Source organism: Mucilaginibacter sp. P5_A6, from assembly GCF_056400585.1.
This window is the reverse complement of record NZ_JBFUKZ010000001.1, coordinates 198853-225361: the sequence shown is the minus strand read 5'-3', so window position 1 is coordinate 225361 and position 26509 is coordinate 198853. Positions and strand designations below refer to the sequence as shown.

The window sequence follows — 26509 nt, the reverse complement described above, 5'->3', positions numbered from 1 at the left end:
AGTCCTATCACCCGTAAAACCCCTTCCTCCTCCTTCCCCAAGGAAGGAATCGCACATCCCCCGCTTTTATAATCTTCCGAACACCTATGGACTCTAACAACGGCTTCGACAGCTAATCAACTATCCAAAAACCTTCCAGGTAAAGCATATAGCGACCGGGTTGAAATTCGCCGTAGGCAAAAACAACTATAGTATTACCTTTTTTATAATAATACAGCCTGAGGTTATTGCTGCCCTTATATAGGTTCAGAAAGCCGCCGTCGGTAACAAAAGCTCCGGTTTTTATAATGAATTCAAAGTCGGCGGCACTGATAGCGCCCTGTAGCTCTTCGAGGGTATTATTGGCAAAGTCGTTCAGTTTTATGGCGGCGACCAGGGCGGTTTCACGGCTCAAATTGAATGTTTTGTGCAGTATCTCCTGTTCGGGGCCATCAAATATGAGCGACTTTGCCTTTTTATAATTGGTTATCATTTTTGGGGCCGTTCTTTATCTTTTTGTTCGGCAATATACCCTCCTTTTTCCAGATCATTGATATTATAAGGTAATTCAAACTGAACACCTAAACCGGGCTTATCAAACCAGGGGATAATCTGACCTCTTTTTACACTGTCAATAGGTTTTACAATTTTATAAACCCTGTATGGCGATTGTAAGGTTTTATCGGGCAAAGCGCGTTTTGGAAACGGCACACCTACAAATGATACAAAGGTACCCTTGTCCTGGAAAACACTGTCGGCATCGTAATAACCTCCATAGCGATCAACCAACAGGCCGGCCTGCAACGTAATCATTTTTAATGACAGGGCGCCACGGTTTGGGGGCCAGCCGCCGTTAAGGTTGTTTGTGCTGAAAAACTGCGCCAGTTGGGCCCATTTTTCGTTCTTCCATAATTGCCAGGCAGTTTTCGCAAGCGGCTTTTTGGTACTGTCGGCAAAATCGGCAACAGAGGCTACAAAAACACTAAACGAAACGCCGCGTACAAGGCTGTCGTTTTTTTGATGTCCCCTTCCTGAAGGGGCTACGTGTTTGTGTGTTTTTTGGGATTGCGCCGTTTGCGCATTGACAGCAAAAGGCAGCAGTACTGCCAACAGCAATATTCTTATTGTTTTCATAGGACAAGATATTTGGTTTATTAATTAGCTAAAGATAATATATGTAAATATTTTATCAATGCAAACCGGCATATTTATTTTTAATAATATGTTGGTGTTATTAAGAATATCAAGGCAGATGAGTTAACTACTGATCACAAAAACTCACCCCACTGTTGGAAGCCTCTGACTTTGAACTACTATGCCTGTTTCTCCAGGATGCTTAAACAAACAATAATTCTATATATCTGAATCTATACATGATTTTCGCTGACCCTAAACCGCTATTATTTCGCGGTCAACGCCTCACCTTCAAAAACAACGCCAGGCCAGCCATRGGCCATAAACTGCCTGATATTTTGATGGTCCGCAGCGTCCGGATTAGCCAATACCGACTGGTAATGCTCGGCAAATAAATAGAGTGTGTCTGCCGCGCTTAAGTTGTTAAGTTGGGCACAGGCAAAAACCTTTGCACTCCCCTGGTTTTGTGTAGCCTCGTTATAAACATCACCATTTTTAAAGGCTGTTGGTTGATGATTGTAATACGTTTCAATCAATTTTATAACTTCGCTAAACAGCACCGATCCCTGTTGGGATGCTGTAATTAACGTAAGTAGTTGCTCCTTCATTCAGAATAATTTTTCGCGAAAGTAAAAAAGAAAAATCAATTCCTGTTGTTCGAGGTCGGGGACTTCGAATTGCGAGGATACTTTAACAGTTGAGGTAACAATTAAATGTTGAACGTTTTAATTACGGTTTCAAATCTACATAAGTGGGCAAATCCCGGTCGCATGACAGTTTCCCATCAGCATACCTGAGTTCCACCACCTGCAGACTGGATCGTTGCTTTTGGTAGCGGCTCGCCTTCGCCCCTGTATTTCCGGGGTGCAGGAAATAAAACAAATAAGCCCGGCCGTTTGAACTTACACGCACATCGCAGTGCCCGCCTTTGGTTCCGTCATCCGGTCCCTTGCCTGGTTCCGCAAGCAAATTAGCACCCGGTTGGCGTTTCCATGATTTCATGTCGTCAGAAGAATATACCGCCAGTCCCTGCCATACATCGGTGATCATCCAGTACTTATTTTTCCATTTGAAAACCTTCGGCCCCTCACCCGGCTGATCATAAATTGCTTTCTGCCCATCTGTCCAATGGTATAAATCAGCACTATTTGCAAAATAAATGGATTTATGGTCTTTCTCATTGTTATACCACATTCGCCATGTACCGTCTGGCAATTGCAAAACACAAGGATCAATTACGTTGTCATTAATGAGTTTCAGTGTCGATTTATATTTCCAGTTCAAAAGATCTTTACTGGTAAGATGAATGATGTTTCTCGGATGCTCCCAGTCATTAAACACGCCTGGTACATAAGTGAGGTACATGTGGTAAACACCTTTATACTCAATCACCTCGGGAGCCCAATAGGTAAACCCTGCATCCGGTTTATAGTCGATTTTAGCTGTAACGCGATATTTCCAATTAGCTCCGTCGGCAGATTCGGCTATACCTATCTCGGTGCCGTGCACCCACGCCACGCCTCCACCGGTTGTGTCAGTTGCACGGCGGTTGGTATAAAACATAAACCATTTTTTTTGGGCGCGGTTCCAAATTAACGTCGGGTCGGCGGCGCCGTCGTATAACGGATCGCGGAAAAGCGGCTTGGGAGCCAGTTTACCCTCCTGGCTTTGCCCGTAAACCTGGCAAAGTGACAAAACACAAAGTAGCAGCAATGAGAACTTTTTCACTCGTATATTTTTTTGTTAAGATTGGTTACAGATAAAATGGCGACGCGTCGCTATGCCGCAAATAAAGTAAATTAAATCTGATTTAGCTTATGGTCGATGTTTTCATCGCACCATTGTTAGTTACTCGTTGTTCAAAAATCCCATCATCAGCTATTGATTCCTGTTCAAGCTGTAGAAGGCTGATTTGTGATTCGATTAGCTTATATCTTCGTCAATCGCACAAGCATTAATATTACAATTGATATCAATATAACAACAAGGCCCGCCACAGAAAACAGCAACCAAATTTCAACACTATCAAACCCGGGAAAAAGCCATTTAACAATCGGCTCCGTCAAATAAATATACAGTGTTGACGAGATTATCCAAATCAAAAAATGGGTTAAAATAATAATGGTCTTATTTTTCTTCATGGTACCATCCTGCTTTTTTGTAACAACATCAGCAAAGCTGAGTCAAAAGGAAATAAAAACCCATTATTCACTTAATAAAACTCAATCATGACCATAAAAGAAACCTTTTACCTGCACGGCGATAACCTGCTTAAAAAAGTAAAAGAATTGATAGCCGACGGCAACGTAACAAAAATCACCATTACAGATCATGCCGGCAAAGAACTCATGACCTTCCCATTAACAGTTGGCCTTATAGGTATTTTACTGGCGCCGGTACTTGCGGCCGTTGGCGCCGTAGCCGCCTTTGTTGGCGATTGCAGTATTACGGTTGAAAGAGACGGGCCAAAAAGCGAAGACAAAGCAGAGAAAGAAGAGTTGTAAAAAAAGCGGCTCATCGCCGCTTTTTTTGTTTGCTTTACAGCTGTGTTAAAAACAATTCTGTCACAGGGATCCCTAATTTTGAACGCCAGTAATCGTTTACAAAAACTTGCTGAGGATCCATTGTGTTCCTTAAATTCATCCAATCATTCCATTTGGGGTACTTATCGGCTATATATGTTACTCCCGGTACGTTGTTAACCGTGTCGGGGATGTATTTCCCCCAGTGTGGACGAAAATTAAACGGCGCTAATAAATCCCAAAAACTTTGATAAAATGTTGCCGGATCGCCCAGGTTATTGGCAAACCAAAACACATCTATACGTATAACATCCTGGTTGTATGAAGGACTAAGCCAAAAAATATTTTGTTTGGCCGCATAAATTTCACAGCTAAAACTAAGGTCGATAGTAATTGGCTGGCTATCGTAATAAGTTTTCAGCGCATCCATCACCTGCTCCGACTGGTTAATATCTATCCATAGCTCGGTAAACCAAACCGGCATCAGCTTATCGCTCATTTGGTTATCCATAGGTAAGCCTGTATACCAAAGATCGGCAAATAGCTGCGGCCCTTTATTGGCATTTGTTGGCGTATCAACGGGCACAAAAATGTCCATTATAACAGGAAATATTTTTGATCCATAAATACTTTCTACAAAGGCTTTAATAATTTCATATTCCATATTATCGCCGATAAGGTTTTTCAGCCAGGTGGGCCATTGGCCAATAGCGGTATATAAAAGATTGGCCGCTACGTTAGCCGCATCGGGTTTGCCAAAAATATAAGGTACTTCTTCATATGGTTTTAGTCCATCAGCAAGTGGTTGAGTCCCCTTTAAGTCATAAGCATGTTTTGCGTAGGCTATGGCTCCGCTTTGATCTGTACGCTGTGCCTGCCAAACTACCATCCGCGACAGATCCTTTTCCGGGTTTTCATGATTTTGCTGCGGCCACCACATTAAGCGGGTATACTCGGTTTGCTGTAAAAAAGTTTGCATATTTGGCAAACCGGGGGCATTTCCGAACAGGTTGATCAGGGTGCATTGGTCTGTATAAGTAATAGTTTCCGATCCCTCGATATAAAACTGGGGCGAGCAGCTAAAGGTTGCAGAAACAATAACGCCAAACAAGCCCATTGAAGCTATACCTGCTGCATAAAATGGATCATCCGGATTATTGGCCGGCTTTGTAAAAGTAGTTACAGCAGCGCCCTCCCCTGCCTTGCAGGTAACTATATCAACGCTTATCAATGCATCCTCAAAAGAATATTGAGTTGAGCCGCCCGAAGAAGAGGTTGATAAAAAACCGCCAACTGTTTGATGTGTTATGCCGCCCAGATCGGGCAGTGAACGATTTAATGAAGGGTCGCCTGCAGCAGTACCTAAGTTATCTAAATAATAACATAAGGAATTTTCCAGGGTAGAGATTTTTGTAGGGTCAAAAGGGTCGGGGCCGAGATGGCAACCCGCCTGCACTTTTACAGTGTCGGCATCAAGCATCTCCACACCATACATTTTTGCAAGCATAATGTACTTGTATTTTTTCCCGGTTGACGATTGCTGTTCTGTTTCAAGCGTCCCCACCAACGGAAATGAGTGGCCGGAGCCGCGAACGCAAATGATCTCGTTGTTGTTCGCGGCCTCATTTACCAGGGCAATTACATCGTCGTTGCTTTCGGGCAACCAGTAAGTTGCCCCATTTACAATTATTGTTTCCATACTTATAGGTTTATGTTGGTTTACGTTTAGCTAATTTAACTAATAATTATTTAATATCGCAATTATAATATTATTAATTTTTACATTAATAATATTATAGATATTTTACTTTTAGTTAAGTTCAAATTGAACTTTTTAGCGCTCTTTAGCACAAGTATTAAGCGGTCTTCAATTTTTACAAATCTGTTTTTGGCGGCGAGTTCTAATTTACAGCGCATGAAGGATATGCCGACACATGGCTTTACCTGTGGGCAGCGCGGTATTAATGGGCATGAATATGCCCGCCGTCAGAAGGACCCTAAATGCAGGTAATAATTTTATGGTAACATTGGATACCAGCAGCGAGGAACAGACTACCGGGCTGTTTAATAGCATTTCGGCAGGTGGCTTTGTAATGATGCCTGTTGAACACCAGTTCTGGGGCGCTTTTTTTTGTATGCTTACCGATAAGTTCGGGATTCAGTGGATGCTGAGCTGTGAAGTAAATAATTAATTTTAGCAAAACGTTCAGATTTAACCCATGGCCGATAGTACCAAGCCGACCGAAATACATTTCAGGTTAGCCTGATAATCGCATAAAAGCAATTGATCTCTTAATATCCCCAAACACAAACTTATAACCAATTGCCATACTGCCTGCAAAAATTATTGCTCCAGCTGCGTATTCCTTTTATCAGCCGGTATTTTCAGGAAAGCTTTATAATTGGTATCAAGATAAACCAAAAGGTTAAAATCTTTACTGAAGTAGACCCCGGGCGATGGCGTGTACAAAACCAAAAAGTCGTCCATATCCTTACCTTTTAAAGGCAGGTATTTGGATATATAATCGGCATTAAAAACTTTGGCAATTTCGTCCTGCTGTTCCTGGTCTTTCAAAAATTCAGCTTGTTTAGCTTTTCTTTTTTCGTCCTTTTTAAAGTAATGGAGTCTTAAAGCTATTCCCCCCGTGTAATTTCCTTTTGCATCCCGCTGATAAACCATTGTTTGGTTATGATATTCGGGAGCCAGGAATGATCCCGTATGTATAGCTTCGGTTGCGGTTACATTTACCTCGTTAAGCATATTATGCCGGGGCGTCAGGAATATTTCAAGCGGCTTATTACCGGTAAGTAAAACCGTATCCGATTTGTAAAAATAACCGCTAAACACCAACAATTCGCCGGCCTTACCCTCTATACTAAATGCGCCCAATTTATTGGTGATCATGAATTTGCGGGTGCTTAAATTTTCAACTTTTATACTTTGCAGCACCACACGCGTTTTATTTTCATATACTACCCCGTTTTGCACACTTTGGCCAAATGCAATTGCTGCCGGTATACTGCAAAGGAATAATAAAAGCAAATGTTTAAGCATCTATAAAAATAATCATAAAATTTAAACTGCCGTTACACCCAACAGCATTTAACAAAAATTAACAGCTTATATAATAAGCTAAATTTTTGCCGCATAACGTTCAAAACTTTATAAGCAGATATTATTTATATTCGCTAACCCTAATCCAAAACCTAATGCCTGATATAAATCCATTTTTTAACCGGTATAAAGCATTAAGGAATGCCGAATTACTTACTGTTATTAATAACCCTGATAATTATCATCCTTTGGCCGTTGAGGCCGCTCATATAGAATTAAATAACAGACAGCTCACTCCCGAACAACTTGAGCTGCTTTATATCGACGTTGAAGCCGCCGAACAGCAAAAGGTTATTCATCAGCAAAAAGCAGCCCGGATAGGTCAATCCATAGTTAACTTTCTAAACCCACTATCAGCAGCATTACCGCCCGTATCAAAATATATTAACATAATTACTATTATCGCAGCAGCCCTGTATATAGTGGCTTTGATATTTGGTGGTAAATTAATATTAATCGCCTTGTTTAACCCGGCTTTTTACAGCCCGTTTTTCTTTTATTCATCTATCTCCTATTTACTGCTCCCGATAGGAATCTTACTTTTCGGGTTACGAAAAAAAGCCGGATGGCTAATATTATGCCTGGTATCAACTTATAAGGCTATAGAATTACTTATCATTTATAAAAAAGAGATCGGCTTTAAACTGAATAGTCAATTTGGTTCAGAAATTACCGATACAAGGCTGGTAATATCTGGCATTGTAATTTTGTTTACGCTATTTGTTGCCGTATCCGTTTGCCGCGCCAATATCAGGAGCGTATACAAAGTAAGCGCCAGGACAAAAGTACTTACTATTGCCCTGGCTGCCGGCTGGGCACTATTTGATATACTTAAACCTTTTGGGGTATAGCACAAAAGGTGCACCCTAAGATGCACCTTTTATAAAACCGTCATTGTTATTACGATGGTTCATTTACTACTCACTACTCACCACTCACCACTCTCCATTCACCACTCACTACTCTCCATTCACCACTCACTACTCTCCATTCACTACTCACCATTCACTACTCACCATTCACTACACCTCCACTCACTGCACCATCTTCATTAGCCTTCTGTAGCTTCCTGAGCATTTCGCTGCCTATAAGGGCATCTATCATGCCGTTACCGCCGCCATCTTTACCGCTTACCAGTATTTCTGGCACCAGTTTAATACCATTGCTGGCAAGGGCTTCGGCTACACGTACTATGGCGTATTGCTCGGTACCCATTGCTTCGGTTTTCTGTTTAGTTACTTCAGCTTCGGCCATACCTATGGCTTTAATTTTTGCACCTTCGGCCAAGCCGTTCACCTCTGTTGCATTGGCATCGGCTTTGGCGTTCACTGTTTTGGCTTCGGCATCAGCTTTGGCTATTGTAATCTTAACTTCGGCATCGGCCTTGGCGTTAATGGTTTTGGCTTCGGCTTCACCACGTGAGGCGGCAACCCTTGACGCTGCCATCTGGGTATTGATCTCTACCTGGCGGGTTGATTTTACAACCTCCGGCTGCATATCTGCACCGGCCCTGGCGCTTTCAAACTCCTTACGCTCAATTTGCGCGTGGCGTTGTATTTCGTAAGTCACTTTTTCCTGTTCAGCTATTTTACGGTCGGTAAGGGTTTTCATTAAGGCGGCTGGCGGCACTATATCGCCTATCAGTGTATCCACCCCTATTACGTTATAAGTTTGCAGTACCGTGCTGATATGTTCTTTGGCATCATTTTGCCTTTGTATACGGTTTGCCAAAAAGCCTATCACATCACTCCTTTGTGCCGAGTTACGGAAATAGTTGGCAATGGTAGGTTCCAGTACCTGCGATACCAGGTTTTTCATTTTACCAAAACGGGCTATTACTTTTGGCGCTTCGTTGCGGGGCACGTGTATAATCTGCGATACATCCAAATTGAATGTAAAACCATCACTTGATCTTACGGTAATTGTGCACAGGTTCTTATCCAGCTCATGCGCTTCTGTGCGGCTATCGGCCCAGTTTAATACAATGTTGGTAGTAGGCACAATTTCTACCGCGTGGGTATATATGTTTACAGGGTGTTTACCAGGGTCAAGCGGTTCTTCCCAAACACCTTTTTCGTTACGTTTTACAATATTACCGTGCTTAAAAGCATCGCCGCTGGTGTCTTTACCTTCGGGCCCAACAAAGGAGTTTACCACACCTACATAACCAATAGGGATGTAAACCATATCCACCTGTTCCACAATTACAAACCAGGGATTTAGGTAATAAGTACCTGCCAGTATCACATCTTCCTGCAAACCTTTACGGCCGCCCGCGTTAATAAACGCTATTGGATCCTGGAAGTTTTTATGACCATCCACCGAGTAGCCTGCAATTTCGCCCTTTGCCAATGGTTCACCATCAAGCGTTGTAATAACACCCACCTTGTTTTCCTGGATCTGGGTAATAGGCACCATCACAATTTCAAACAAAAAGGTGTTGATACGGTAACTACCCGGCGTAAGAAAGGCAGCCTGCGGACCTTTCTGCCCGTTGTTATCCAAAAACGCTATCGCATCCTGGAATTTGTCGCAGTTTACCGGTTTGCCCAGTACCCTACCGGTATCCAGGATGGCTCCATCCTTCGCCTTCACCAGCCCCAGTTTGTTTTGCTCAATAATGGTAAAAGGCTCCATGGTAATACCGTACTGCCATGGCCACATGCCCCAGTACAAACCCGGCGCAAGCGCTTTGGCCTGCATACCGGCCTCGCCGGCAGTGGCAATAATACGGCCATCGGGAAGGCGTGATTTGCCCGACAGGGTGAACTTTTTTACCACCAGGCCAATACGGTCGTCGGGGACTATCACCATACCAAAAAACACCCGCAAAACAAACTTGTACATTACAAGTACCAGAATTACAGGTACAGCCCAAAATAACATCGAAATTGAATTGTTCATTTTTTTAAAAGATTTAGAATTTTAATTTTTTGATTTTTAACGGAACCCTTAAGGTGCGGGCCCTCACAAATAACATATAGCTTAAACTGGATTGGAGTACCTTGGCTATATAGTGTCATTAAGACAGTTGCAATTACAGGATGTTACAATTATTTTGAAAAATATTTTTTGATTTCGGATATCGGATGTGTGATTTCGGGTTTGTTACTTGTATTTATTTGATTTATAGCCAAATTAACTTAAGGCCAACAGATTTATATTGAGCTACATTTTTATCCTTACTAAGCAGTGTTAAGTTATTGGTAATAGCCTGCCATATCAGCATCCTATCAAAGGGATCGCGGTGCCAAGCTGCATTAAGTTGATGATAACCGGATGATTCTGACGGCAGGAGCGGCAGTAAACTAAACCCGGTTTCTTCGGCATGTTTGGGCAGATCATCAGGGGTTACGCCATTTAAATCCAGCTTTCCTAATGAGTATTTTAACGATATCTCCCAAAACGTTACTGCGCTTACAAAAACTTCGTTATTCGCATCTTCCAGAATAGTAATCACTTTGGATGATAGTTTTTTCTGATCTGATATTGCCCACAATAAGGTGTGGGCATCAAGTAGAAAACTCATCCTAACAATTCCTCCTCCGTCATTCTGAAGTCTTGTTTAAAACTTACTTTTACCTTGCCTTCTAATAAACCAAGTTTTCGTTTTGGTTTTAAAAGCTGCGACTCTGGTAAAAAGTAGCCCACAATTTCCTTTTTCTTGCCGTAAGTAACAGCAAAACCCACTCCGGCTTTAACCTGTTCCAGCACTTCCGCAAAATGAGATTTAAATTCTCCAACAGTCATTGTTTTCATCCTACCATTCTTTTTACAATAATACATTTTACTTGACAAGTTGTCAAGTAAAATTCTCTTCATTTTATTAAAACTATTTATAATCTTTTGTAAAATCCGATACTTTTAGCAATTGCAAACAATTTTAAACCCTCATGAGTTTAAATAGTAACATCATTAAAACCCTACGATCATGGCAACGCCAGCATCAAATAAAACCGTGACTAAAAAAACAGTCCCCGGTACCAATAACCCGGACAAAAAGGAACTCAAAACCGACTTCCCGATGAGCGAAAAAGACGAAGTAAAAAAAGCCGAGGAACGAATGAGAAAGCAAATGAAGGGCAAATAATTTTCTGTTTATTTTGGCGACAATTTTATAGCTTAGGCAAACAATTATAACCGTTATGATTAAACATAGCTTTTTGTTGCTGGCTGTTGTGTTACTGTTTATCACAGCTTGCAAGCCTTCGGTATCGGTTACTACCCTTACCGGTAAATGGAAATACGTGAAGGTGGAGCATCCCAATGCCAGTCCGCCCGATACCATGAAAAAGGCCGAGCTGGATGAGGTTGTTCCCTATATTCAATTTACCCCCCAAATGAAGTTCCTGATAGTATGGGGAGGGAAATTCCTGGCGCATGGTACCTATACCCTTAATGGCAGTAACATGAATATAACAGAAGTACTGCCCGATGGCAAAACCCGCAATTATGTTTTCACCGTATCGGAGCTAACCGAGAGCAAGATCATTTTTGAAACCATTGGGGCAGACGGTTCCAAGGTGACAGCCTTTAGGGCAAGTAAGTTTTGATTTATGTTGCGTGGTTCGTGTTGCCTGGTTTGTGATTCGTGTTGCGTGGTTCGTGTAATTCAGCATCACTTTGGTGACATACAAAAGTCCTTTGTCTTTTGTCCAAAAATCCTTGCTCAAAAAACCCTTGCTCCTTGCTCAAAAAATCTTTTCTCCAAAAAAGGTGATATATCTTCCTTAACTTGCACATAGTAATAAACAGTAAACAATGGATGCGGTTAAATTACAGGAGCAAGCAGCAAAAAGGCAGGAGCTTTTTATCGGCTTATACAAAAAAGTATTCCCGGCGGTGGCAAAGTACGTGGCTAAATGCGGCGGATCATTTGATGAGGCAAGGGATGTTTTCCAGGATGCTTTGCTCAGCTATTACGAAAAAACACGATCGGCTGATTTAGCCATAAACAACAGCGATGGCGCCTATATTTATGGCACCGCCAGGTATTTGTGGCTCAAACGCTATAAAGAAGGCAGGCAAACATCCCCCTTAAATGAAGCAGATACAGCAAACACTACTGCCGAGATTGTAACCATTCCCGATGAAAACAAGCTACTCCGCTTCCTGGAGACGGCTGGCAAGCGTTGTATGGAACTCCTCCGCTCCTTTTATTTCGATAAGCTCCCGATGACAGAGGTGGCGCAAACGTTCGGCTTTTCGGGTGTACGCTCGGCAACAGTGCAGAAATATAAATGCATCGAAAAAGTTAGGGAAACAGTTAAACAAAAAGCATTAACGTATGAGGACTTCCTTAAATAATATAGCCTATATAGAAGCCCACCTGCTTAAAGCGCAGCAACCCGGCGATGCCTTGTTGTTTGATGCAAAACTATTGCTGGATCATGACCTGCAGGTTGATACAGCGGCCCAAAAGCAGGTTTATGCTTTAGTGCAGCAATATGGCCGCAGGCAGCTAAAACAAGAGATAGAAGCCGCGCACCAGCAACTATTTACCCAACCCGAACACTTGAGTTTTAAACAAAAAATAGCCCGATTTTTCAAGTCATGAGTCAGTAGTCTTAAGTTCCAGGTCGTTATAAATCATTAGACTAAAGGCTTCCAACCTGAGACTCCGAACTTAACAAAAACCAAAATTTTATGAATATCGATAAACAGGAATTCCGCAAATATGCGGTCATGCACCATGCTATTGCCGGTTCGCAGGTAGATAGCTACATTTCAGGGGTCGAAAAAAATATGCTGCCCACAGCCATGACTCCCTACATTACCGAAGAGCGCGAAATGCGCGTTGCCCAGATGGACGTGTTCTCGCGCCTCATGATGGACCGGATCATTTTCATGGGCCAGGCGGTTGATGATAACGTGGCCAACATCATCCAGGCCCAATTGCTTTTTCTGCAGTCAACCGATGCCAAAAAGGATATCCAGATGTATATCAACTCGCCCGGTGGTTCGGTATATGCAGGCTTAGGTATTTATGATACCATGCATTTCATCAGTCCGGATGTGGCAACCATTTGCACAGGGATGGCCTTATCAATGGGGGCGGTATTACTTTGCGGCGGTGCGGTAGGTAAGCGGGCGGCATTACGGCATTCCCGGGTAATGCTGCACCAGCCATCGGGCGGGGCGCAGGGTATGGCCTCTGATATCGAGATAGCATCCCGCCAGGTACTCAAAATAAAGCAGGAACTTTACGAGATTATTGCCAAACACAGTGGCCAGCCTTATGAAAAAGTATATGAGGTATCAGATCGTGATTACTGGATGATAGCTGACGAGGCTAAAGAGTTTGGGATAATTGATGAGGTATTGATGTAGATAGATGTGCAGATATACAAATTTCAAATGTGCAGATAACGCGTTAACGAAACCCTGAATGATCAGATTTATAAGTCATGCCGAACTTTGTTTCAGCATGACTTACTACTTTTGATTTTTCTTTTTTTAAAGCATCAATGCGCCGCCACGGCTGCTCCGGCCACAGCCTCTACTTTATTCTTAATAAACCTCCTGCCAATAACCAATACCAATAATGCCACTATGGATGAAGCCGCCATTACCCCTGCCATTGGCAAGGTAGTTTGGCTTTTTATCAATGTAATACCTACTGATGCCAGCGAACCTACTGCCATTTGAAAAGCTCCCAAAAGTGCAGAAGCTGAGCCGGCGTTTTTGGTGAATGGTGCCAGCGACAAGGCTGATGTATTGGGGCTGCAAATCCCTACACAGCATAAAACCCCAAATATTACGGCTATAGTGCCGCCCATACCAAACCAGCCATTTAACGATGCTATCAAAAACACAACAGAAATAATTACCATGCAAATGAGGAAAGTGTTTACCAGTTGCTCGCTGCTGTATCTTTTCACCAGCATGCTGTTAACCTGGCTCGACCCAATAAAACCTATCGAAAGCCCGGCGAAGATCCAGCCAAAGGTTTTCTCGCTCACTTTAAATACCTCTATAAATACAATGGGCGATGAGGATACATATGCAAACAAACCGGCAAATGCAAAGGCCCCGCTTATGGCATAAGTGAAAAACTGGGGCTCTTTTATTACCTCCAAAAAATTATTAATGATGGGTTTTGGTTTTAAGGAGAATGAGGGATCGGGCTGGTAGCTTTCGGGTAAAAAGAATATTACAGCTAATAAAATCAATACAGCTATGATGGTGAGGATTAAAAATATAACCTGCCACTCAAACGCGGCTGTTATATAGCTACCAACAGTAGGTGCAATCATTGGGGATGCCCCAAGTACCAATATCAGCAAGGCAAATACTTTGGCATTATCCTTCACCGGGAACAAATCGCGTACCATGGTCATGGAAGCCACTCCTGCCGCGCAGCTGCCCACCGCCTGGAAAAACCGCATAATGATCAGCATCTCTAGCGAAGTGGAAAAGAAACAACCTATAGATGTTACAATGTACAAGCATAGCCCAAAATACAAAGGTTTTTTACGCCCGAACCTATCAAGCAATGGGCCATACAATAACTGCCCGGCCGAGATCCCAATAAAAAAGCTGGAAAGTGACAGGGCCACCTCATCTGTACTGGTGTGCAGGTATTTTGCTATTGCCTTAAAACCGGGCAGGTACATATCTATAGAAAAAGGCCCTAAAGCGGTAAGCGAACCTAATATGAGAATTAAAAAAAAGTATCGCTTTTTGGTCATATGTTGTTAGTAGATGGCCGGTAGACCATGGTTAATGGATTAAATACGGGCCAAAGATACCACTAACTATGGACTTAAAAAGTTTCGCCCAAATTAAGGTTTATTGAAGAATAGTTGCGGCTTACTCCATAATCGAGACTGATATTTGTACCCGACTTTTTGTTGAATTTAAACCTAAGCCCCGTACCACCAGCCGGATGCCAAAAGGTAAATTTCATATTATCGGGCTCGGTTACGGAGTTTACATTGGCAAATAAAACAAAGCCAAGCAAGCCATTACGGGTTATATCGCGGCGGTATTCAGTTTCAAAATAGGCAAGGCGCTGGCCCCTGTAACGATTTTGCTTAAACCCACGGCCCGATCGTTGGTAAGGTTCCCAACCTAAACTGGGCAGGTTAAGATAGGGGGTTCCTGGTGTTAGCGATGTCCAATAGTACGACCAAAATGCCAGCACATTTTTAGGCCCCGAATTGGTTAGCGAAACGTACTTACGCACATCAATATATAATGATTGCCAGTTGGTATGGCTTCCCAACAGCCTGGTATTAAACCGGTAGGATACATTGGCATAAACTCCGGGCAGTGGATCTATTGAATTTTTACGGGTATCATACAATAAGTTTAAAGTTGCCCCTGATGAAAACGCATCCTGGTTTGTAGCTGTACCATATTTGTAATTAGCAAAGTTACGCAGGTTATTGTTACCCTGGCTTTCCATATCTACATAGTAATCCAGGTTGTACCCTACCCCAGCATAAAAATATGGTTTTATTTTTTTAAGCACGGTTTGGTAAAAACGAACATAGTTATACTCTACCAAAAACTTATGATCTTCGGGCATATTGCCACCAAGGCCCCAGGTATATTGTGGGTAAACCAGTAAACGGGTATCGCCTACAATATTCCATTCGTTATTATTAAGCCATATGTTTGATCTGATGGGCAAGCCATAACGGCCTTTTAAATTAAAATAAGGCGTGAATGTAAAACTCGAAAGGTTTGTTGTTGCCAGGTCGCCGAGGTAAAAACCGGCTGTAGTTGAAGTAAACAACGCCCGGCCGCCGCTTCTCCCATCTGAAGAAGATATGGGCAAAAATGAAAAATAAATTTTCTTTTTTTCGATAGCTGATATCTTCCTTGGCTTAATACTGAACACGGATCTGAAGACATCTATCAGGTCTCGCTGCTTAACAGTATCAGCTCTGTTTTTAGTAGTGTCAGCAACAGGCGTGAAACTTTGCGCCATTGCGGCATAAGAAATAAAACAAAATAATAATGCTATAAACGCTTTACCCATTATACATTAAACGGAATACTTAAATATGCAGTTTGGTATTTTTAACAATTAACACAAATGCTTTAACGAATAATTTGATTTTTAAGCATGCAATAAAATTTATTTTCTCCGGACCCTTTTACCAGGCCCCGTGCCTTAAGATAACAATAAAAAGCCCACGATTAACATAACCGCAGGCTTACCAGGCTATTTTAACCTTTTTTAACTTTATTGGTATTTAACCGTAGTAACGGTAGTGGTTTTGGTATATGGGCGATGGTGCCTTGGGTGGGCACGGCGCCAGGCAATACGGCGCGCACGTTCTTTCTTCTCTCTGGCCCTGCGGGTTTCATTACCAATAATGTAACCTCCTCCTGCACCAATTGCACCGCCAATTAAAGCTCCGCCTACGTTATGGCCAACTAAGCCACCAACAACGGCGCCGCCGGCACCACCTATAATAGCCCCTTTTCCCTGATCGCTAATTCCCTTTTTCTTTGTAGTTTGTGCCTGTATGTTTGATGCAAACGTAAGCAGGAACGCAAAAAACAGGCAAGTGGATATGATTAACTTTTTCATAAAAATATTATCTGGTAAGTGTTATAAAATATACCGGGTAACACCTATACAAATAACAAGCCGAAATGCAGATGGCGGCAAGCAGGTTCAAGCGGGCAAATAGTGATTTAAAGACAGTTAACAATACATACCAACAAGACTATCAATGCATTGACTAATGAACAAAGATAACGAAAAACTGCCTGCTAATACCTGCCAAATGCAGAAACAAGCTATTTCAAAAACGCCAGTACTGTATCAGAAAACTGGACACTTTTACCCGCAACATTATGATCGCCGGGGATGTAGGTTAATTTTGATCCGGGAATAGCCTGCTGAAGTCCTTCTTCAGATCCGCCATCCTTATCCTCAGTTCCACAAATAATTTGCACAGGTATTTTCACTTTAGCAAGTTCCTGTTTACTGGTTGAGGGCTGGTGCTTTTGCTGAAACATTAATGCGGTAACATCAAATAATGGATTACTATGGATGTATTTGATCATGCCATCCACATCATGAAAAGTTGTATCGCCCATCAATGCTTTGTAAGCATGCACCCGCCTTGGCCAATCGGGGTTGGTATAGGCATCGCCCATGCCGCCCATTACCAGTTTTTGCACCCTTTTATCTAAAACCAAAATACGCGATGCAATGATAGAGCCCCGCGAGTAACCCACCACATTATATTTTTTGATACCTAAACTGCTTACTAAACCCATTATATCCTTTGCCTCGGCATCGTTGGCATACCCGGCATCGGTATGAGGCTTATCCGACCGGCCATTGCCTCGCTGATCAAGTATGATCACTTTATAGCCGGCATTCAGCAGATCGTTGAACAATGGACCATTCTTCCAGCCCTGCCCGGTACCCGAAAAGCCGTGGATCAGCAAAACCGGAAAACCATCACCCTTAACCTCGTAATAAATTTTTGTACCATCAAATGAGGTGTAATAACCACCTCCTACAGCCTCCTGGGCATAATTAACATTGCTGGCGGTTAGCAAAAGCAGTAAAGCGGTTATGAATTTAAAGATCTTTTTCATGGGAGCATTATTTTACAAACTGGTTAATAATTAATACCCCGGCCAAACCGACCACCGACACCAATGTTTCCATCACCGACCATGATTTGATGGTATCTTTTATGCTAAGGTTAAAATATTCTTTATATAGCCAAAATCCCGAATCGTTCACGTGTGAAAACGCGAGGCTGCCTGCGCCTATGGAAAGCACCATCAGGTTAGGGTTCACATGATTTTGCGCTACTAATGATGCCACAATCCCCGCGGCGGTTAATCCCGCTACGGTAGCCGAACCTAAGCTAACGCGTATTATTGCGGCTATAACCCAACCCAAAACCAAAGGTGGTAAATTAAAGGTCTGCAATTGGGAGGCTATCTGGCTGCTTACACCACTGGCAGTTAATACCTCTTTAAATGCACCTGAGCCGGCAATAATGAGCATTATCAAAGCAATGTCTTTTATAGCGTCGGTATAGTTTACAGCCAGCTGGCTCATTTTTTTTCCCTGTTTAATGCCCAGGGTATAGGTAGCTACAATAAGAGCTATCAGCATAACAATAGACGGATCGCCAAGGAAGGCAATGATTTTTAACAGATCTTTATTTTTGATACCCAGGTATGGTAAAAAAGCGGTAAGCATTAACAGCATTACCGGCAGCAAGGCAGTAAAAAAACTATTTGCCGCCCCGGGTAATTTATCGGGGGGCAATTCCTCGGCCCTGAATGTGGCAAGTGGTTCTGATGGTATTTTTTTTAAGAATTGGGCAAATACCGGTCCGGCTAATACAATAGCAGGTATGGCTATCATTAACCCGTAAATAAAGGTAGTAGCCATATTTGCATGAAACAGTACCACCAGGGCCGATGGTGAAGGGTGCGGCGGCAAAAACCCGTGCGTAACCGATAAGGAAGCCAGCATAGGTAAACCGATGTATACAGCAGGTAGCTTATACTTGTATACTACAGAAAATATGAGCGGCACCATGAGCACAAAGCCAATACCATAAAACAGCGGAATACCTATAATAAAACCGGCGGTAACCAGCGCCCATTGAATGTATTTTTCGCCAACGGCTTTAACCAGTACCTCGGCAATTTTTTGGGCAGCGCCGCTTACTGCTACCAGTTTACCAAGCATAGCGCCCAGGCAAATAATAATGAGCAATTGCCCCATAATATCGCCCATACCTTTTTGTACCGATGCGGTAACCTTATTTATAGGGATACCCAGCATTAAGCCGGCAGCTATTGAAACGATAAGAAAGGCGATAAAGGGATTTAGCTTAACCCAGCTTACTAATAAAACAAGCAGGATAATACAAACAAGAATAATTAATAGTGCCATTACATCAAACTGTTATATTTTTAGGGAGGTAGCTTTATTACAAAACAAAATGTTATCCGCCTAAAGTAATAACAATATTTGAGTTTAGGATTTATAATAGGCAAACCTTTTTAATATGCTTGCACAAACAAAATCATTACTGCCCACTTAATTATTCGTTAAAAACAAAATTGCTTCGACCATATTAATCGCATTGTAATAATTACTTAATTAAAACAAAAATGTTACTCAAAAATCACTTCCATTTACCATTCATTAATTAAAATATTTTAAATTTGTGTGTTGATTTATCCGATAAAATTTTAGCTCAGGCACTACCCCTTAAATTGTTCGGATAATTTTCCAACGCACTTACTTAAATACATTTTCGGCCTTTTCACTTTTTAATGCTTTTTATGTCAAAACGTATTTTGGTATTAGATGATAACCAGGACATTTTGGAAATTGTTCATGAAACCCTTACTTACGAGCAATTTGAGGTAATCAGCACCGCTGATAACCTGGAGGTACTACCGCTAATTGAAAAATTTGCTCCTAATCTTGTTATATTAGATTACCGCGTTGCCGGCACAAATGGCGGCGAAATTTGTAAGAGCATTAAGGCTCACCCAAAATTCTGCGACATTCCGGTTATCATTTTTTCAGCTTATTTAAGTAACGAAGATCCCCTGCTAATCTACGGCTGCGATGGCATTATTAATAAACCCTTTGACCTTATTGAACTTGTTGAGAAGGTTAATAACCTGATAAAATAAGGTTTAGACCATCGACTGCCGGGTGTAAAACTATATCCTCACGCCAATTTTTTTTAATACCTTTTGATTGAAATTGATAAGTATTTAAAAAAAGCGCCTAAAAAAAGCTTTTATTGAAACAATTTTAATTTAACCATTAAAATAATTTTAATTACATAATAATTAATCCAAATAGTTAGGATATTGACAATTTTCATATCTTTGTTTAGTATTTTTAAACAGAACGTTAGATACAATAAACCCCTGATTGTATTATGGTTTTATCAGCAAATCCACAAACAAGCAGTACCAGGCAAAAAAGGCTTCCGGTCTGTCCCAAATGTAAAACAGAGCTTGACAATCGGGTTCCAAGAGGTTTTTTTGCAAGAAATATATTATTTTTCCTTCCGCTAAAAAGATATGTTTGTTATAGGTGTAACCGTAAACGCTACCTGCTTGGTTAAAAAATTTAACCAAAAGCATATATAAACATACGTTTAAGTACTATTTTAAACGTTTTACGCTTATTTATACAAAGGTATCTTTACATTCGTCGCCTTATCAATTTTATGGCAGACGATCAGGATCATAGCGTAAAAACAAGAAAAAMATATTATTGTGGAAAATGCGGAACCCCATTCCATTTCCAAATGCACAGAGGATGGTTTACCAAAAACTTTTTGTTTTTTTTACCAATAAGAAAGTATTTCTGTGCCAAGTGCAAAAAACCCAGCTACATACTTACCGATAAAAACGCATAGTAATAACCGAAGGCTTATCAGCTATTTCTCTTTATTATTTGGTGAGTACTTTTTTGCACAGATGCCCTTTCTAATTACTACAATTAATAATTATTAAAAAAAAATCACACTGTTTCAGCCCAAAAGTGTGTATAAACCAAATATTATTCTCGTTTCAAGGTGCTTATCAATAAACTTGGTATAACATTTGCTTTGTTTTTAACATAAATATAATCGGGCATTAGCTAATATTTAATTAGTGATAAATTATATAATTAAAGACAGAAAAGGATAATAAAATGAGAAGGATATTAGCGGTGGATGATGACAATGATATATTGGAAGTTTTACAATATATACTTGAAGATTCTGGCTACGAAGTTGAAACATTATCAAACGGGCACAACTTATTTGCCAAAATAAGGGAGCACCAGCCAGACCTAATACTGCTGGATATTATGCTTGGCGGTTTAGACGGACGCGAATTGTGCCGACACCTTAAATCGGTTAAAGAAACGCATGATATACCTGTTATCTTAATTTCTGCAAGTCATTACGTTTCGCTAAGTTCATTAAGTCAGGATGGAAGTCCAGATGATTTTATAGCCAAACCATTTGATATTGATGTTTTGCTGCGAAGTATAAAAAGACAGTTAAATACAGCAGCTTAAACAAGTTCATTTTATAAAAACAAAAAAGCAGGTTGCAAACGCACCTGCTTTTTTATTTTATAAATCTATTTAAATATTAACATTAAAAGCTTTATCCCTTTTGGCGCGGTTACGCAATTTAAAAAACACTACCAGGTTTAAAAAGTGCATAGCTCCTAATATCAGGATGATCCAGCCTAATTTGTAGCTCAATACCTCAACCACTACCCGGGTATTGGGTATGCCGCCGGTTTCTTTCAGGGCCAAACTCATGTAACCTATATTGATAAGGTAAAAACCAACCACCAATAGCTTGTTTACAGAATCGGCAAGTTCATTATTGCCGTGAAAAATATCTACCAGGAAAATGCGCCCGTTTTTAAATAATACCCTTGCAACCCATACTGTTAATGCAATGCTTACCAACAGGTAAACAAGGTAAGTTAAAATAAAGTAGTTCATGATTGTGTGATTTTATTATATATAAATTATTGAATTTTCAGAAAAAAATGAAATATAAAATTAAAAAAATATTACTTGAATATTTTAAATATTGAACCAAAAAACCAGCTCTCTTCAGCTTTCAGCATAGTTTCTAAGGTTTTGTTTACGTTTTTTGCAAGCTTACTAATATCCGCTACCGATGTTTTAAAAGTTTTATAAGCGGGGTCTTTTTCATCCCCTTTAACCTCTGATAACTGCGACAGTATTTTTAAAACAGGATCAAGCTCGCGTTTTTTACGCTCTTCAGCTACCCGGCGGGCAATTGCCCAGGTATCTTTTTCGGCGTAAAAAAACTCCTTGCGCTCTCCAGTTTTATGTTGTTTTTCAACCAGGCCCCAGTCAATCAAATCGCGCAGGGTCATGTTGGCATTACCACGGGATATACTCAATTCGGCCATCACTTCCTCGGTAGTTAAAGCTTCTGGTGAAACCAACAGCAACGCATGTACCTGGGCCATAGTGCGGTTTATTCCCCACTCCGATCCCAATTTACCCCAGGCCTCAATAAACTTAAGCTTTCCTTCTGCCAATTCCATGTACAAATATAAATAAGTTTTTAAACTTTCAAAAATAAATGAAAGAAAAATAAATGTGCAAATTACAGATGTGCAAATGATTTTTTGAATTATCATTAATTTATCGCCAAAGTACTATTGCTCTTGCCATCACATTTTTTTCATCTGCACACCTGTAATCTGCACATCCGCACATCTACCTTCCCAGCTCTTTATCAATCTTTTTATCCCACTGCTCCTGTACATAATGGTTAATTCCGTGGGTGGTTTCATCATCGTATTGCTTTTGCATATCGTTCATCTCCTTAAACGAATCAAAGTATTGTACGTTAATTGGCCCATCATAATTTTCAACGGTCAGCTTTTCTTTTTGTAATTGCTTTTTAAAGTGCATGGCAATTATTTTCACTATATCAAAATGCCGTTGCTCGTGGTTAAGGTTGTATGCGGTTTGCGCGCCCTCCTTTACCCAGCAGGCACTTTTAGGGAGGTAAGCCTTAAGCCTCAAATGAACATTAATTATCCCCTTCACAATCTCAACCTCCTCGGCATAACCAAAACTCGGGAAAACCTCGGCCTCGAATTTACTTGCAGGGGGCTTTTGTTGAAAATCGCTCCATTTTATTGGTCTTTTAGCCGAGTAATAAATGGTATCTCCTTCGGGCTGTTCGGTATAATCGGTAAAAACAAGCTTTACACCTTTTACCAGCTTTATATTGGTATCAGCTTCTTTGTTTATCCAGGTATTAAAATAGATGAGTCCGCTTTGGATAGCGTTACTTAACATCACTGCCACATCCATTTGCTGCCCCGAAGTACGGGTATAATTTGAATTCGCTTTATAGCCAATCAGTTGTATATCATTCTCACCTCTCCGCAGGGTAAAAGAAAAAACAACATTTAGTTTTCCATTAACCCTTCCTCCGGCCTGCAACGTTTCATCTAACTGTAGTTTTTTTATATGGATAATTATGGCGCGTAATGCTTTGTTCGTTACCAGGTTTCTGCTGATGAATTGCTTGATAGCCAATGAGGCGCCATCTTTCAGATCAAGCGTATACTTTGGCGTAGTTTCGTTTATTAGCCCGGCAGGAAGTAACCTGGTTATAACACCCCGGTCATCGCGTTCATCTACAACGTCGGCTATATGAAATTCTGTTGCTGAAAATAAAAATTGCTGATCATTTAAAACAATTGGGCCGCTTATTTTTTGTGCTTTACAAAACACCGGAAAAAGTAAAAAAGCAATTAACGTTATCATCCTTTTTGCCGGAGGTAAGCTACAGCTGTTTATCAGGATTATAGCAAAAATCAAACAACACATACAGTAAAAAATGTCATTCATCACTTTTAATGTTTAAAAAAAATGCAGCAAATTACAGTAATTCCTTATTTTTGGTCCAATCGTCCGGCGGTTGTAGATCGTCATCAATTTTAAAGTTTTCCACACACATATCATCTTTAGTATTACCTTCGTTAATAAAAGTGTTTTCCACATTTGTTAACTACTTGTGTGAATTAGCCTTTTTCGTTTCGCTATTTTAGCACCATCGTTAGTATGCGCTTTATGATCAAAAAAAGATACATCCCCCTGCTAATCCCGGTATTTATTGTTTCAACCGCTCTTGCCCAGCAAAATCCATCTACCCAGGTTTACCGCACTTATCACTCAGCTATCGACCTGATGGACAAGGGTAAATACGTGGCCGCCGCCGAGCAATTTCGCCTTGTTGAAACATCCCGGCTTAAAACAACCACCCAACCGCAGTTTGAATCAGACCTATCGCTGGTTAAAGAAAACAGCCAGTATTACGAGGCTTTCTGCGCCCTTAATTTGAATAACGATGATGCCGAAAGCATGTTTTTTCGCTTCATTAAAGAGCATCCCGAAAACCCGCTTACCCGGCAGGCTTATTTCCAGATTGGTAAATCATACTTTAAACAGGGTAACTTTGAAAAATCTTTAGAATGGTTTAATAAGGTACAGGCCGGCGAACTTAACGGGCACGATAATACCGAATACAAATTCCGCAAAGGTTATGCCTATTTCTTCATTGGTAATTATAAAGAAGCCCAACAGCTTTTTGCCGAGGTAAAAGCCAAGAAAACCGAATTTACCGAAGATGCAACCTATTACTTCGCCTATATAGCCTATCTGAATAAAGATTATCACCTGGCTCTAGTAAATTTTGAAAGGCTAAAAAACTCTAAAAAATACGAGAATAGCTATCCTTATTACATATCAGCCGTTTACTTTTTAGATAAACGCTATGATGATGTGATCCACTACGCTGTGCCCATTGTGAACAGCACGCATCAGCAAAACGAAACCGAAATGCTGCGTATTATAGCAGCATCGTACTTTGCCAAAACCGATTACGATAACGCGGTTAAATACTACGGCCGTTTCCAGGACCGCGACCAGGGCCGTACCCAAAACACACAGGATAGTTACCAGATAGGTTATACTTTTTACAAAGTGGGCAACAATGCCCAGGCTGCTACCGAACTTGAAAAACTGGTAGAGCAAAAAGATGTATACAGCCAGAGTGGTAATTATACACTGGGTGATGTTTTCCTGAAGATGAATAACAAGCAAAGCGCGCGCAACGCCTTTCTTAATGCTTCAAAACTTAGCTTTGATAAGCAATTACAGGAAGATGCTTTGTATGAGTACGCCAAGCTATCCTATGAGCTCGATTTTAATACCGATGCGCTTGCTGCCACACGTTTGTACCTTAAAAACTATCCGCGCTCGCGCCGCAACGATGAAATGAAGGTATTACTGGGCGAGGAACTTTTAAACTCCCGCAATTACAAGGAAGCGGTTGATATACTTGAGCCTATTCCCAATAAATCACAAAGCGCGCAGATAGCTTATCAAAAAGTTACTTATTACCGCGGTTTGGAATTTTATAACGAGCGTGCCTTTGAAAACGCTATCGGCATTTTCCTGAGATCGTTAAAAAACCCGATTGATACTAAAACCGCGGCCCTTACCACTTACTGGATGGCCGAATCGATGTACGAGGTACGTAAATACACAGAATCGGTTGAAACCTTTGAGCAGTTTTTGGCTATGCCCGAAGCTAAGGAAACCGATGTGGCCAACTACGCCAACTACGCCTTGGCTTATGCTGCATTTTATGGCGAGCAATATAAAAAAGCGGCTAATTACTTCGAGAAATTTTTAGCCGGCGATGTAAAAGATGTAAGTACACAAAATGATGCGATAACCCGTATTGGCGATAGCTACTTTGTTTTGAAAAGCTATGGTAAGGCATTGGATTATTACAACCGTATTATTGCCATGCACAACCAGGGCGAAGACTACGCCTTGTTTCAGCGTGGTATGATACAGGGCCTACAGGGATCGCTTGATACCAAGATAAGTACATTGAATGATGTATTGAATAAGTTCCCCAACTCTGATTATGCCGATGATGCATCATTTGAAATAGCTTATACCTATTTCCTAAAAACAGAGGGTGATAAATCTAAAACCGATCTGCAGGCCATGATCCAGAAATATCCGCGCAGCAGCTATGTTCCGCGTGCGTTGGTTACCATTGGTTTAATTGATTATAATGCAGGCAATGATGACCTGGCTGTTGAATCATTTAAAAAAGTGATACAGGATTATTCATCAACCGATGAGGCTAAGCAGGCGCTTAAACAAATAGAAAAAATATACACCGATAAGGGAGACGCCCAAACGTTTATCAGCTACGCTACTACTACCCCAATTGGTAATTATACCACCGCCGACCAGGAGAACATCATGATTACCGCGGCCAATAACCTTTACTTAAAAGGCGACTGGCAAGGTACCGTAGGCGCCGTAAACGCTTATTTTGATAAATTCCCGGCAAAACAGATCTATGAAAAACAGGCAAGATTTATCAGGGCGCAAAGTTTAACCAACCTAAACAGGACACAGGAAGCCGTAGCCGATTACAATTTAATATTAAACGATTGGACAAGCGCTTACAGTGAAAAATCGCTGATAAGCATGGCTAAGCTTTACATACAACAGAAAAAGTATAATGATGCTGTGGTGTTCCTGAAAAGGTTAGAGACAAACTCCGAATACAAGGCCGATTATACATTTGCCATTAATAACCTGTTACTTTGCTATTCGGAAATGCAAATGCCCGACGATGTACTTAAATATGTAAAACTGGTTAGGGATAACGAAAAATCGGCACAGGAGGATAAATTCCGCACTGGTTTGTATGCCGGTAAAGCATACCTGCAAAGAGGTGATACCACAACCGCTGTTAAGGAATTAAACTATACAGTTACCAATACCAAAACAGTAGCCGCTGCCGAAGCCAAATATAACGTGGCCCTGGTTGAGTACTTAAAAGGCAGGTACAAAACATCGCAAAAAATGTGTTTCGACCTGGCTAAAGAAATGCCAAACTACGACTACTGGGTAGCTAAAACTTATATTTTATTGGCCGATAATTATAAAGCCTTAAAGGATAATTTCCAGGCTAAGGCAACGCTGCAAAGTATTATTGACAATTACAAGGCCGATGATGATATACTATCAACAGCCAAACAAAAACTGGATACAATAAATGGAGGCAAATCAGGTAAAACTGCTGCACCTGCCGTTCCTGATACTACTGAAAATAAACAGGCGCCGGCAGATACCACTAAAACTCCATCTCAAAACTAACAGGATTTCAAAGAATAATAAAAAGAAGACAAG

At 41.0% G+C, this 26509-nt stretch carries 28 protein-coding genes; 11 read left to right on the top strand and 17 right to left on the bottom strand.

Features of this window, described 5'->3' with window-relative positions:
* Positions 1–112 precede the first annotated feature (112 nt).
* The 4 genes from AC1DO4_RS01035 to AC1DO4_RS01020 form a co-directional block, all read right to left on the bottom strand.
* Positions 113–472 (bottom strand): hypothetical protein, encoded by a 360-nt coding sequence (locus tag AC1DO4_RS01035; RefSeq protein WP_477412124.1) that lies wholly within the window; start codon positions 470–472, stop codon positions 113–115.
* Positions 469–1113, bottom strand: coding sequence for a TNT domain-containing protein (locus AC1DO4_RS01030; RefSeq protein WP_477412122.1), 645 nt, complete (start codon positions 1111–1113; stop codon positions 469–471). The genes AC1DO4_RS01035 and AC1DO4_RS01030 overlap by 4 nt, the downstream gene beginning before the upstream one ends.
* A gap of 266 nt (positions 1114–1379) precedes the next feature.
* A complete protein-coding gene (locus AC1DO4_RS01025) occupies positions 1380–1721 on the bottom strand; it encodes a HopJ type III effector protein (RefSeq protein ID WP_477412120.1) in 342 nt (113 codons plus the stop codon).
* A 121-nt stretch (positions 1722–1842) separates the two neighbouring features.
* On the bottom strand, positions 1843–2841 hold the full coding sequence (locus AC1DO4_RS01020; protein WP_477412118.1) for a family 43 glycosylhydrolase: 999 nt from the start codon (positions 2839–2841) through the stop codon (positions 1843–1845).
* Between the two features lie 500 nt (positions 2842–3341).
* Between AC1DO4_RS01020 and AC1DO4_RS01015 the strand changes: the two genes are divergently transcribed.
* The gene (locus AC1DO4_RS01015; RefSeq protein WP_477412116.1) at positions 3342–3617 is read left to right on the top strand and encodes a DUF4342 domain-containing protein; all 276 of its coding nucleotides are present in this window, start codon (positions 3342–3344) and stop codon (positions 3615–3617) included.
* Positions 3618–3651: 34 nt separating this feature from the next.
* Here AC1DO4_RS01015 and AC1DO4_RS01010 read toward each other — a convergent pair whose 3' ends face one another.
* Positions 3652–5334, bottom strand: a complete 1683-nt coding sequence (locus AC1DO4_RS01010) for a D-arabinono-1,4-lactone oxidase (protein ID WP_477412114.1) — start codon at positions 5332–5334, stop codon at positions 3652–3654.
* A 235-nt stretch (positions 5335–5569) separates the two neighbouring features.
* Between AC1DO4_RS01010 and AC1DO4_RS01005 the strand changes: the two genes are divergently transcribed.
* A complete protein-coding gene (locus tag AC1DO4_RS01005) occupies positions 5570–5827 on the top strand; it encodes a VOC family protein (protein ID WP_477412112.1) in 258 nt (85 codons plus the stop codon).
* A 152-nt stretch (positions 5828–5979) separates the two neighbouring features.
* Here AC1DO4_RS01005 and AC1DO4_RS01000 read toward each other — a convergent pair whose 3' ends face one another.
* Positions 5980–6690 carry a hypothetical protein gene (locus AC1DO4_RS01000; protein ID WP_477412110.1) on the bottom strand — a complete coding sequence of 237 codons (711 nt, stop codon included), beginning with the start codon at positions 6688–6690 and terminating at the stop codon, positions 5980–5982.
* 155 nt (positions 6691–6845) lie between these two features.
* Between AC1DO4_RS01000 and AC1DO4_RS00995 the strand changes: the two genes are divergently transcribed.
* Positions 6846–7601, top strand: a complete 756-nt coding sequence (locus AC1DO4_RS00995) for a hypothetical protein (RefSeq protein WP_477412108.1) — start codon at positions 6846–6848, stop codon at positions 7599–7601.
* Positions 7602–7758: 157 nt separating this feature from the next.
* On the opposite strand, the gene AC1DO4_RS00990 is transcribed toward AC1DO4_RS00995, so the two are convergent.
* The 3 genes from AC1DO4_RS00990 to AC1DO4_RS00980 all read right to left on the bottom strand — a co-directional run bounded on the left by AC1DO4_RS00990 (position 7759) and on the right by AC1DO4_RS00980 (position 10572).
* Positions 7759–9654 carry an SPFH domain-containing protein gene (locus AC1DO4_RS00990; RefSeq protein ID WP_477412106.1) on the bottom strand — a complete coding sequence of 632 codons (1896 nt, stop codon included), beginning with the start codon at positions 9652–9654 and terminating at the stop codon, positions 7759–7761.
* A 223-nt stretch (positions 9655–9877) separates the two neighbouring features.
* Positions 9878–10279, bottom strand: coding sequence for a type II toxin-antitoxin system VapC family toxin (locus tag AC1DO4_RS00985; RefSeq protein WP_477412104.1), 402 nt, complete (start codon positions 10277–10279; stop codon positions 9878–9880).
* Entirely contained in the window at positions 10276–10572 is a 297-nt protein-coding gene (locus AC1DO4_RS00980; protein ID WP_477412102.1) for a type II toxin-antitoxin system Phd/YefM family antitoxin, read from the bottom strand. Before AC1DO4_RS00980 ends, AC1DO4_RS00985 begins: the two co-directional genes overlap by 4 nt.
* 109 nt (positions 10573–10681) lie before the next feature.
* Between AC1DO4_RS00980 and AC1DO4_RS00975 the strand changes: the two genes are divergently transcribed.
* The 5 genes from AC1DO4_RS00975 (at position 10682) to AC1DO4_RS00955 (ending at position 13080) form a co-directional block, all read left to right on the top strand.
* Positions 10682–10840, top strand: coding sequence for a hypothetical protein (locus AC1DO4_RS00975; RefSeq protein ID WP_477412100.1), 159 nt, complete (start codon positions 10682–10684; stop codon positions 10838–10840).
* 55 nt (positions 10841–10895) lie between these two features.
* Positions 10896–11303, top strand: a complete 408-nt coding sequence (locus AC1DO4_RS00970) for a lipocalin family protein (RefSeq protein ID WP_477412098.1) — start codon at positions 10896–10898, stop codon at positions 11301–11303.
* Between the two features lie 208 nt (positions 11304–11511).
* Entirely contained in the window at positions 11512–12057 is a 546-nt protein-coding gene (locus AC1DO4_RS00965; protein WP_477412096.1) for an RNA polymerase sigma factor, read from the top strand.
* Positions 12038–12307 (top strand): hypothetical protein, encoded by a 270-nt coding sequence (locus AC1DO4_RS00960; protein ID WP_477412094.1) that lies wholly within the window; start codon positions 12038–12040, stop codon positions 12305–12307. The genes AC1DO4_RS00965 and AC1DO4_RS00960 overlap by 20 nt, the downstream gene beginning before the upstream one ends.
* Before the next feature lie 89 nt (positions 12308–12396).
* Positions 12397–13080, top strand: a complete 684-nt coding sequence (locus tag AC1DO4_RS00955; protein WP_477412092.1) for a ClpP family protease — start codon at positions 12397–12399, stop codon at positions 13078–13080.
* 134 nt (positions 13081–13214) lie between these two features.
* Here the strand turns inward: AC1DO4_RS00955 and AC1DO4_RS00950 are convergent, their stop codons facing one another.
* From AC1DO4_RS00950 to AC1DO4_RS00930, 5 genes are all read right to left on the bottom strand, one after another.
* Entirely contained in the window at positions 13215–14441 is a 1227-nt protein-coding gene (locus tag AC1DO4_RS00950; RefSeq protein ID WP_477412090.1) for a multidrug effflux MFS transporter, read from the bottom strand.
* Between the two features lie 74 nt (positions 14442–14515).
* Positions 14516–15688, bottom strand: coding sequence for a BamA/TamA family outer membrane protein (locus tag AC1DO4_RS00945; RefSeq protein ID WP_477412088.1), 1173 nt, complete (start codon positions 15686–15688; stop codon positions 14516–14518).
* A 258-nt stretch (positions 15689–15946) separates the two neighbouring features.
* Positions 15947–16297 carry a glycine zipper domain-containing protein gene (locus AC1DO4_RS00940; protein WP_477412086.1) on the bottom strand — a complete coding sequence of 117 codons (351 nt, stop codon included), beginning with the start codon at positions 16295–16297 and terminating at the stop codon, positions 15947–15949.
* 212 nt (positions 16298–16509) lie between these two features.
* Positions 16510–17322 (bottom strand): alpha/beta fold hydrolase, encoded by an 813-nt coding sequence (locus AC1DO4_RS00935; RefSeq protein WP_477412084.1) that lies wholly within the window; start codon positions 17320–17322, stop codon positions 16510–16512.
* Positions 17323–17329: 7 nt separating this feature from the next.
* The gene (locus AC1DO4_RS00930) at positions 17330–18646 is read right to left on the bottom strand and encodes a gluconate:H+ symporter (RefSeq protein WP_477412082.1); all 1317 of its coding nucleotides are present in this window, start codon (positions 18644–18646) and stop codon (positions 17330–17332) included.
* A gap of 395 nt (positions 18647–19041) precedes the next feature.
* Here AC1DO4_RS00930 and AC1DO4_RS00925 point away from each other — a divergent pair, with 395 nt between their 5' ends.
* The gene (locus AC1DO4_RS00925) at positions 19042–19401 is read left to right on the top strand and encodes a response regulator transcription factor (RefSeq protein WP_477412080.1); all 360 of its coding nucleotides are present in this window, start codon (positions 19042–19044) and stop codon (positions 19399–19401) included.
* A 1018-nt stretch (positions 19402–20419) separates the two neighbouring features.
* Positions 20420–20791: a response regulator gene (locus tag AC1DO4_RS00920; protein WP_477403848.1), complete on the top strand. Its 372-nt coding sequence runs from the start codon at positions 20420–20422 to the stop codon at positions 20789–20791.
* A 69-nt stretch (positions 20792–20860) separates the two neighbouring features.
* Here the strand turns inward: AC1DO4_RS00920 and AC1DO4_RS00915 are convergent, their stop codons facing one another.
* The 3 genes from AC1DO4_RS00915 to AC1DO4_RS00905 all read right to left on the bottom strand — a co-directional run bounded on the left by AC1DO4_RS00915 (position 20861) and on the right by AC1DO4_RS00905 (position 23050).
* Positions 20861–21232: a hypothetical protein gene (locus AC1DO4_RS00915; protein ID WP_477412078.1), complete on the bottom strand. Its 372-nt coding sequence runs from the start codon at positions 21230–21232 to the stop codon at positions 20861–20863.
* 71 nt (positions 21233–21303) lie between these two features.
* The gene (locus AC1DO4_RS00910) at positions 21304–21810 is read right to left on the bottom strand and encodes a GbsR/MarR family transcriptional regulator (protein ID WP_477412076.1); all 507 of its coding nucleotides are present in this window, start codon (positions 21808–21810) and stop codon (positions 21304–21306) included.
* 175 nt (positions 21811–21985) lie between these two features.
* Positions 21986–23050: a hypothetical protein gene (locus AC1DO4_RS00905; RefSeq protein WP_477412075.1), complete on the bottom strand. Its 1065-nt coding sequence runs from the start codon at positions 23048–23050 to the stop codon at positions 21986–21988.
* A gap of 306 nt (positions 23051–23356) precedes the next feature.
* On the opposite strand from AC1DO4_RS00905, the gene AC1DO4_RS00900 reads away from it, so the two are divergent.
* Entirely contained in the window at positions 23357–26476 is a 3120-nt protein-coding gene (locus AC1DO4_RS00900) for a tetratricopeptide repeat protein (RefSeq protein WP_477412073.1), read from the top strand.
* Positions 26477–26509 lie beyond the last annotated feature (33 nt).

Coding starts and splice junctions, on each gene's coding strand:
- AC1DO4_RS00905 (WP_477412075.1), bottom strand. CDS start 23,050: ATGATAACGTTAATTGCTTTTTTACTTTTTCCGGTGTTTTGTAAAGCA.
- AC1DO4_RS00930 (WP_477412082.1), bottom strand. CDS start 18,646: ATGGCACTATTAATTATTCTTGTTTGTATTATCCTGCTTGTTTTATTA.
- AC1DO4_RS01015 (WP_477412116.1), top strand. CDS start 3,342: ATGACCATAAAAGAAACCTTTTACCTGCACGGCGATAACCTGCTTAAA.
- AC1DO4_RS01030 (WP_477412122.1), bottom strand. CDS start 1,113: ATGAAAACAATAAGAATATTGCTGTTGGCAGTACTGCTGCCTTTTGCT.
- AC1DO4_RS00915 (WP_477412078.1), bottom strand. CDS start 21,232: ATGAACTACTTTATTTTAACTTACCTTGTTTACCTGTTGGTAAGCATT.
- AC1DO4_RS00925 (WP_477412080.1), top strand. CDS start 19,042: ATGTCAAAACGTATTTTGGTATTAGATGATAACCAGGACATTTTGGAA.
- AC1DO4_RS00900 (WP_477412073.1), top strand. CDS start 23,357: ATGATCAAAAAAAGATACATCCCCCTGCTAATCCCGGTATTTATTGTT.
- AC1DO4_RS00940 (WP_477412086.1), bottom strand. CDS start 16,297: ATGAAAAAGTTAATCATATCCACTTGCCTGTTTTTTGCGTTCCTGCTT.
- AC1DO4_RS00995 (WP_477412108.1), top strand. CDS start 6,846: ATGCCTGATATAAATCCATTTTTTAACCGGTATAAAGCATTAAGGAAT.
- AC1DO4_RS01005 (WP_477412112.1), top strand. CDS start 5,570: ATGGCTTTACCTGTGGGCAGCGCGGTATTAATGGGCATGAATATGCCC.
- AC1DO4_RS00990 (WP_477412106.1), bottom strand. CDS start 9,654: ATGAACAATTCAATTTCGATGTTATTTTGGGCTGTACCTGTAATTCTG.
- AC1DO4_RS00955 (WP_477412092.1), top strand. CDS start 12,397: ATGAATATCGATAAACAGGAATTCCGCAAATATGCGGTCATGCACCAT.
- AC1DO4_RS00950 (WP_477412090.1), bottom strand. CDS start 14,441: ATGACCAAAAAGCGATACTTTTTTTTAATTCTCATATTAGGTTCGCTT.
- AC1DO4_RS00920 (WP_477403848.1), top strand. CDS start 20,420: ATGAGAAGGATATTAGCGGTGGATGATGACAATGATATATTGGAAGTT.
- AC1DO4_RS00910 (WP_477412076.1), bottom strand. CDS start 21,810: ATGGAATTGGCAGAAGGAAAGCTTAAGTTTATTGAGGCCTGGGGTAAA.
- AC1DO4_RS00965 (WP_477412096.1), top strand. CDS start 11,512: ATGGATGCGGTTAAATTACAGGAGCAAGCAGCAAAAAGGCAGGAGCTT.
- AC1DO4_RS00945 (WP_477412088.1), bottom strand. CDS start 15,688: ATGGCGCAAAGTTTCACGCCTGTTGCTGACACTACTAAAAACAGAGCT.
- AC1DO4_RS00985 (WP_477412104.1), bottom strand. CDS start 10,279: ATGAGTTTTCTACTTGATGCCCACACCTTATTGTGGGCAATATCAGAT.
- AC1DO4_RS01035 (WP_477412124.1), bottom strand. CDS start 472: ATGATAACCAATTATAAAAAGGCAAAGTCGCTCATATTTGATGGCCCC.
- AC1DO4_RS00980 (WP_477412102.1), bottom strand. CDS start 10,572: ATGAAGAGAATTTTACTTGACAACTTGTCAAGTAAAATGTATTATTGT.
- AC1DO4_RS00975 (WP_477412100.1), top strand. CDS start 10,682: ATGGCAACGCCAGCATCAAATAAAACCGTGACTAAAAAAACAGTCCCC.
- AC1DO4_RS00970 (WP_477412098.1), top strand. CDS start 10,896: ATGATTAAACATAGCTTTTTGTTGCTGGCTGTTGTGTTACTGTTTATC.
- AC1DO4_RS01010 (WP_477412114.1), bottom strand. CDS start 5,334: ATGGAAACAATAATTGTAAATGGGGCAACTTACTGGTTGCCCGAAAGC.
- AC1DO4_RS00935 (WP_477412084.1), bottom strand. CDS start 17,322: ATGAAAAAGATCTTTAAATTCATAACCGCTTTACTGCTTTTGCTAACC.
- AC1DO4_RS00960 (WP_477412094.1), top strand. CDS start 12,038: ATGAGGACTTCCTTAAATAATATAGCCTATATAGAAGCCCACCTGCTT.
- AC1DO4_RS01000 (WP_477412110.1), bottom strand. CDS start 6,690: ATGCTTAAACATTTGCTTTTATTATTCCTTTGCAGTATACCGGCAGCA.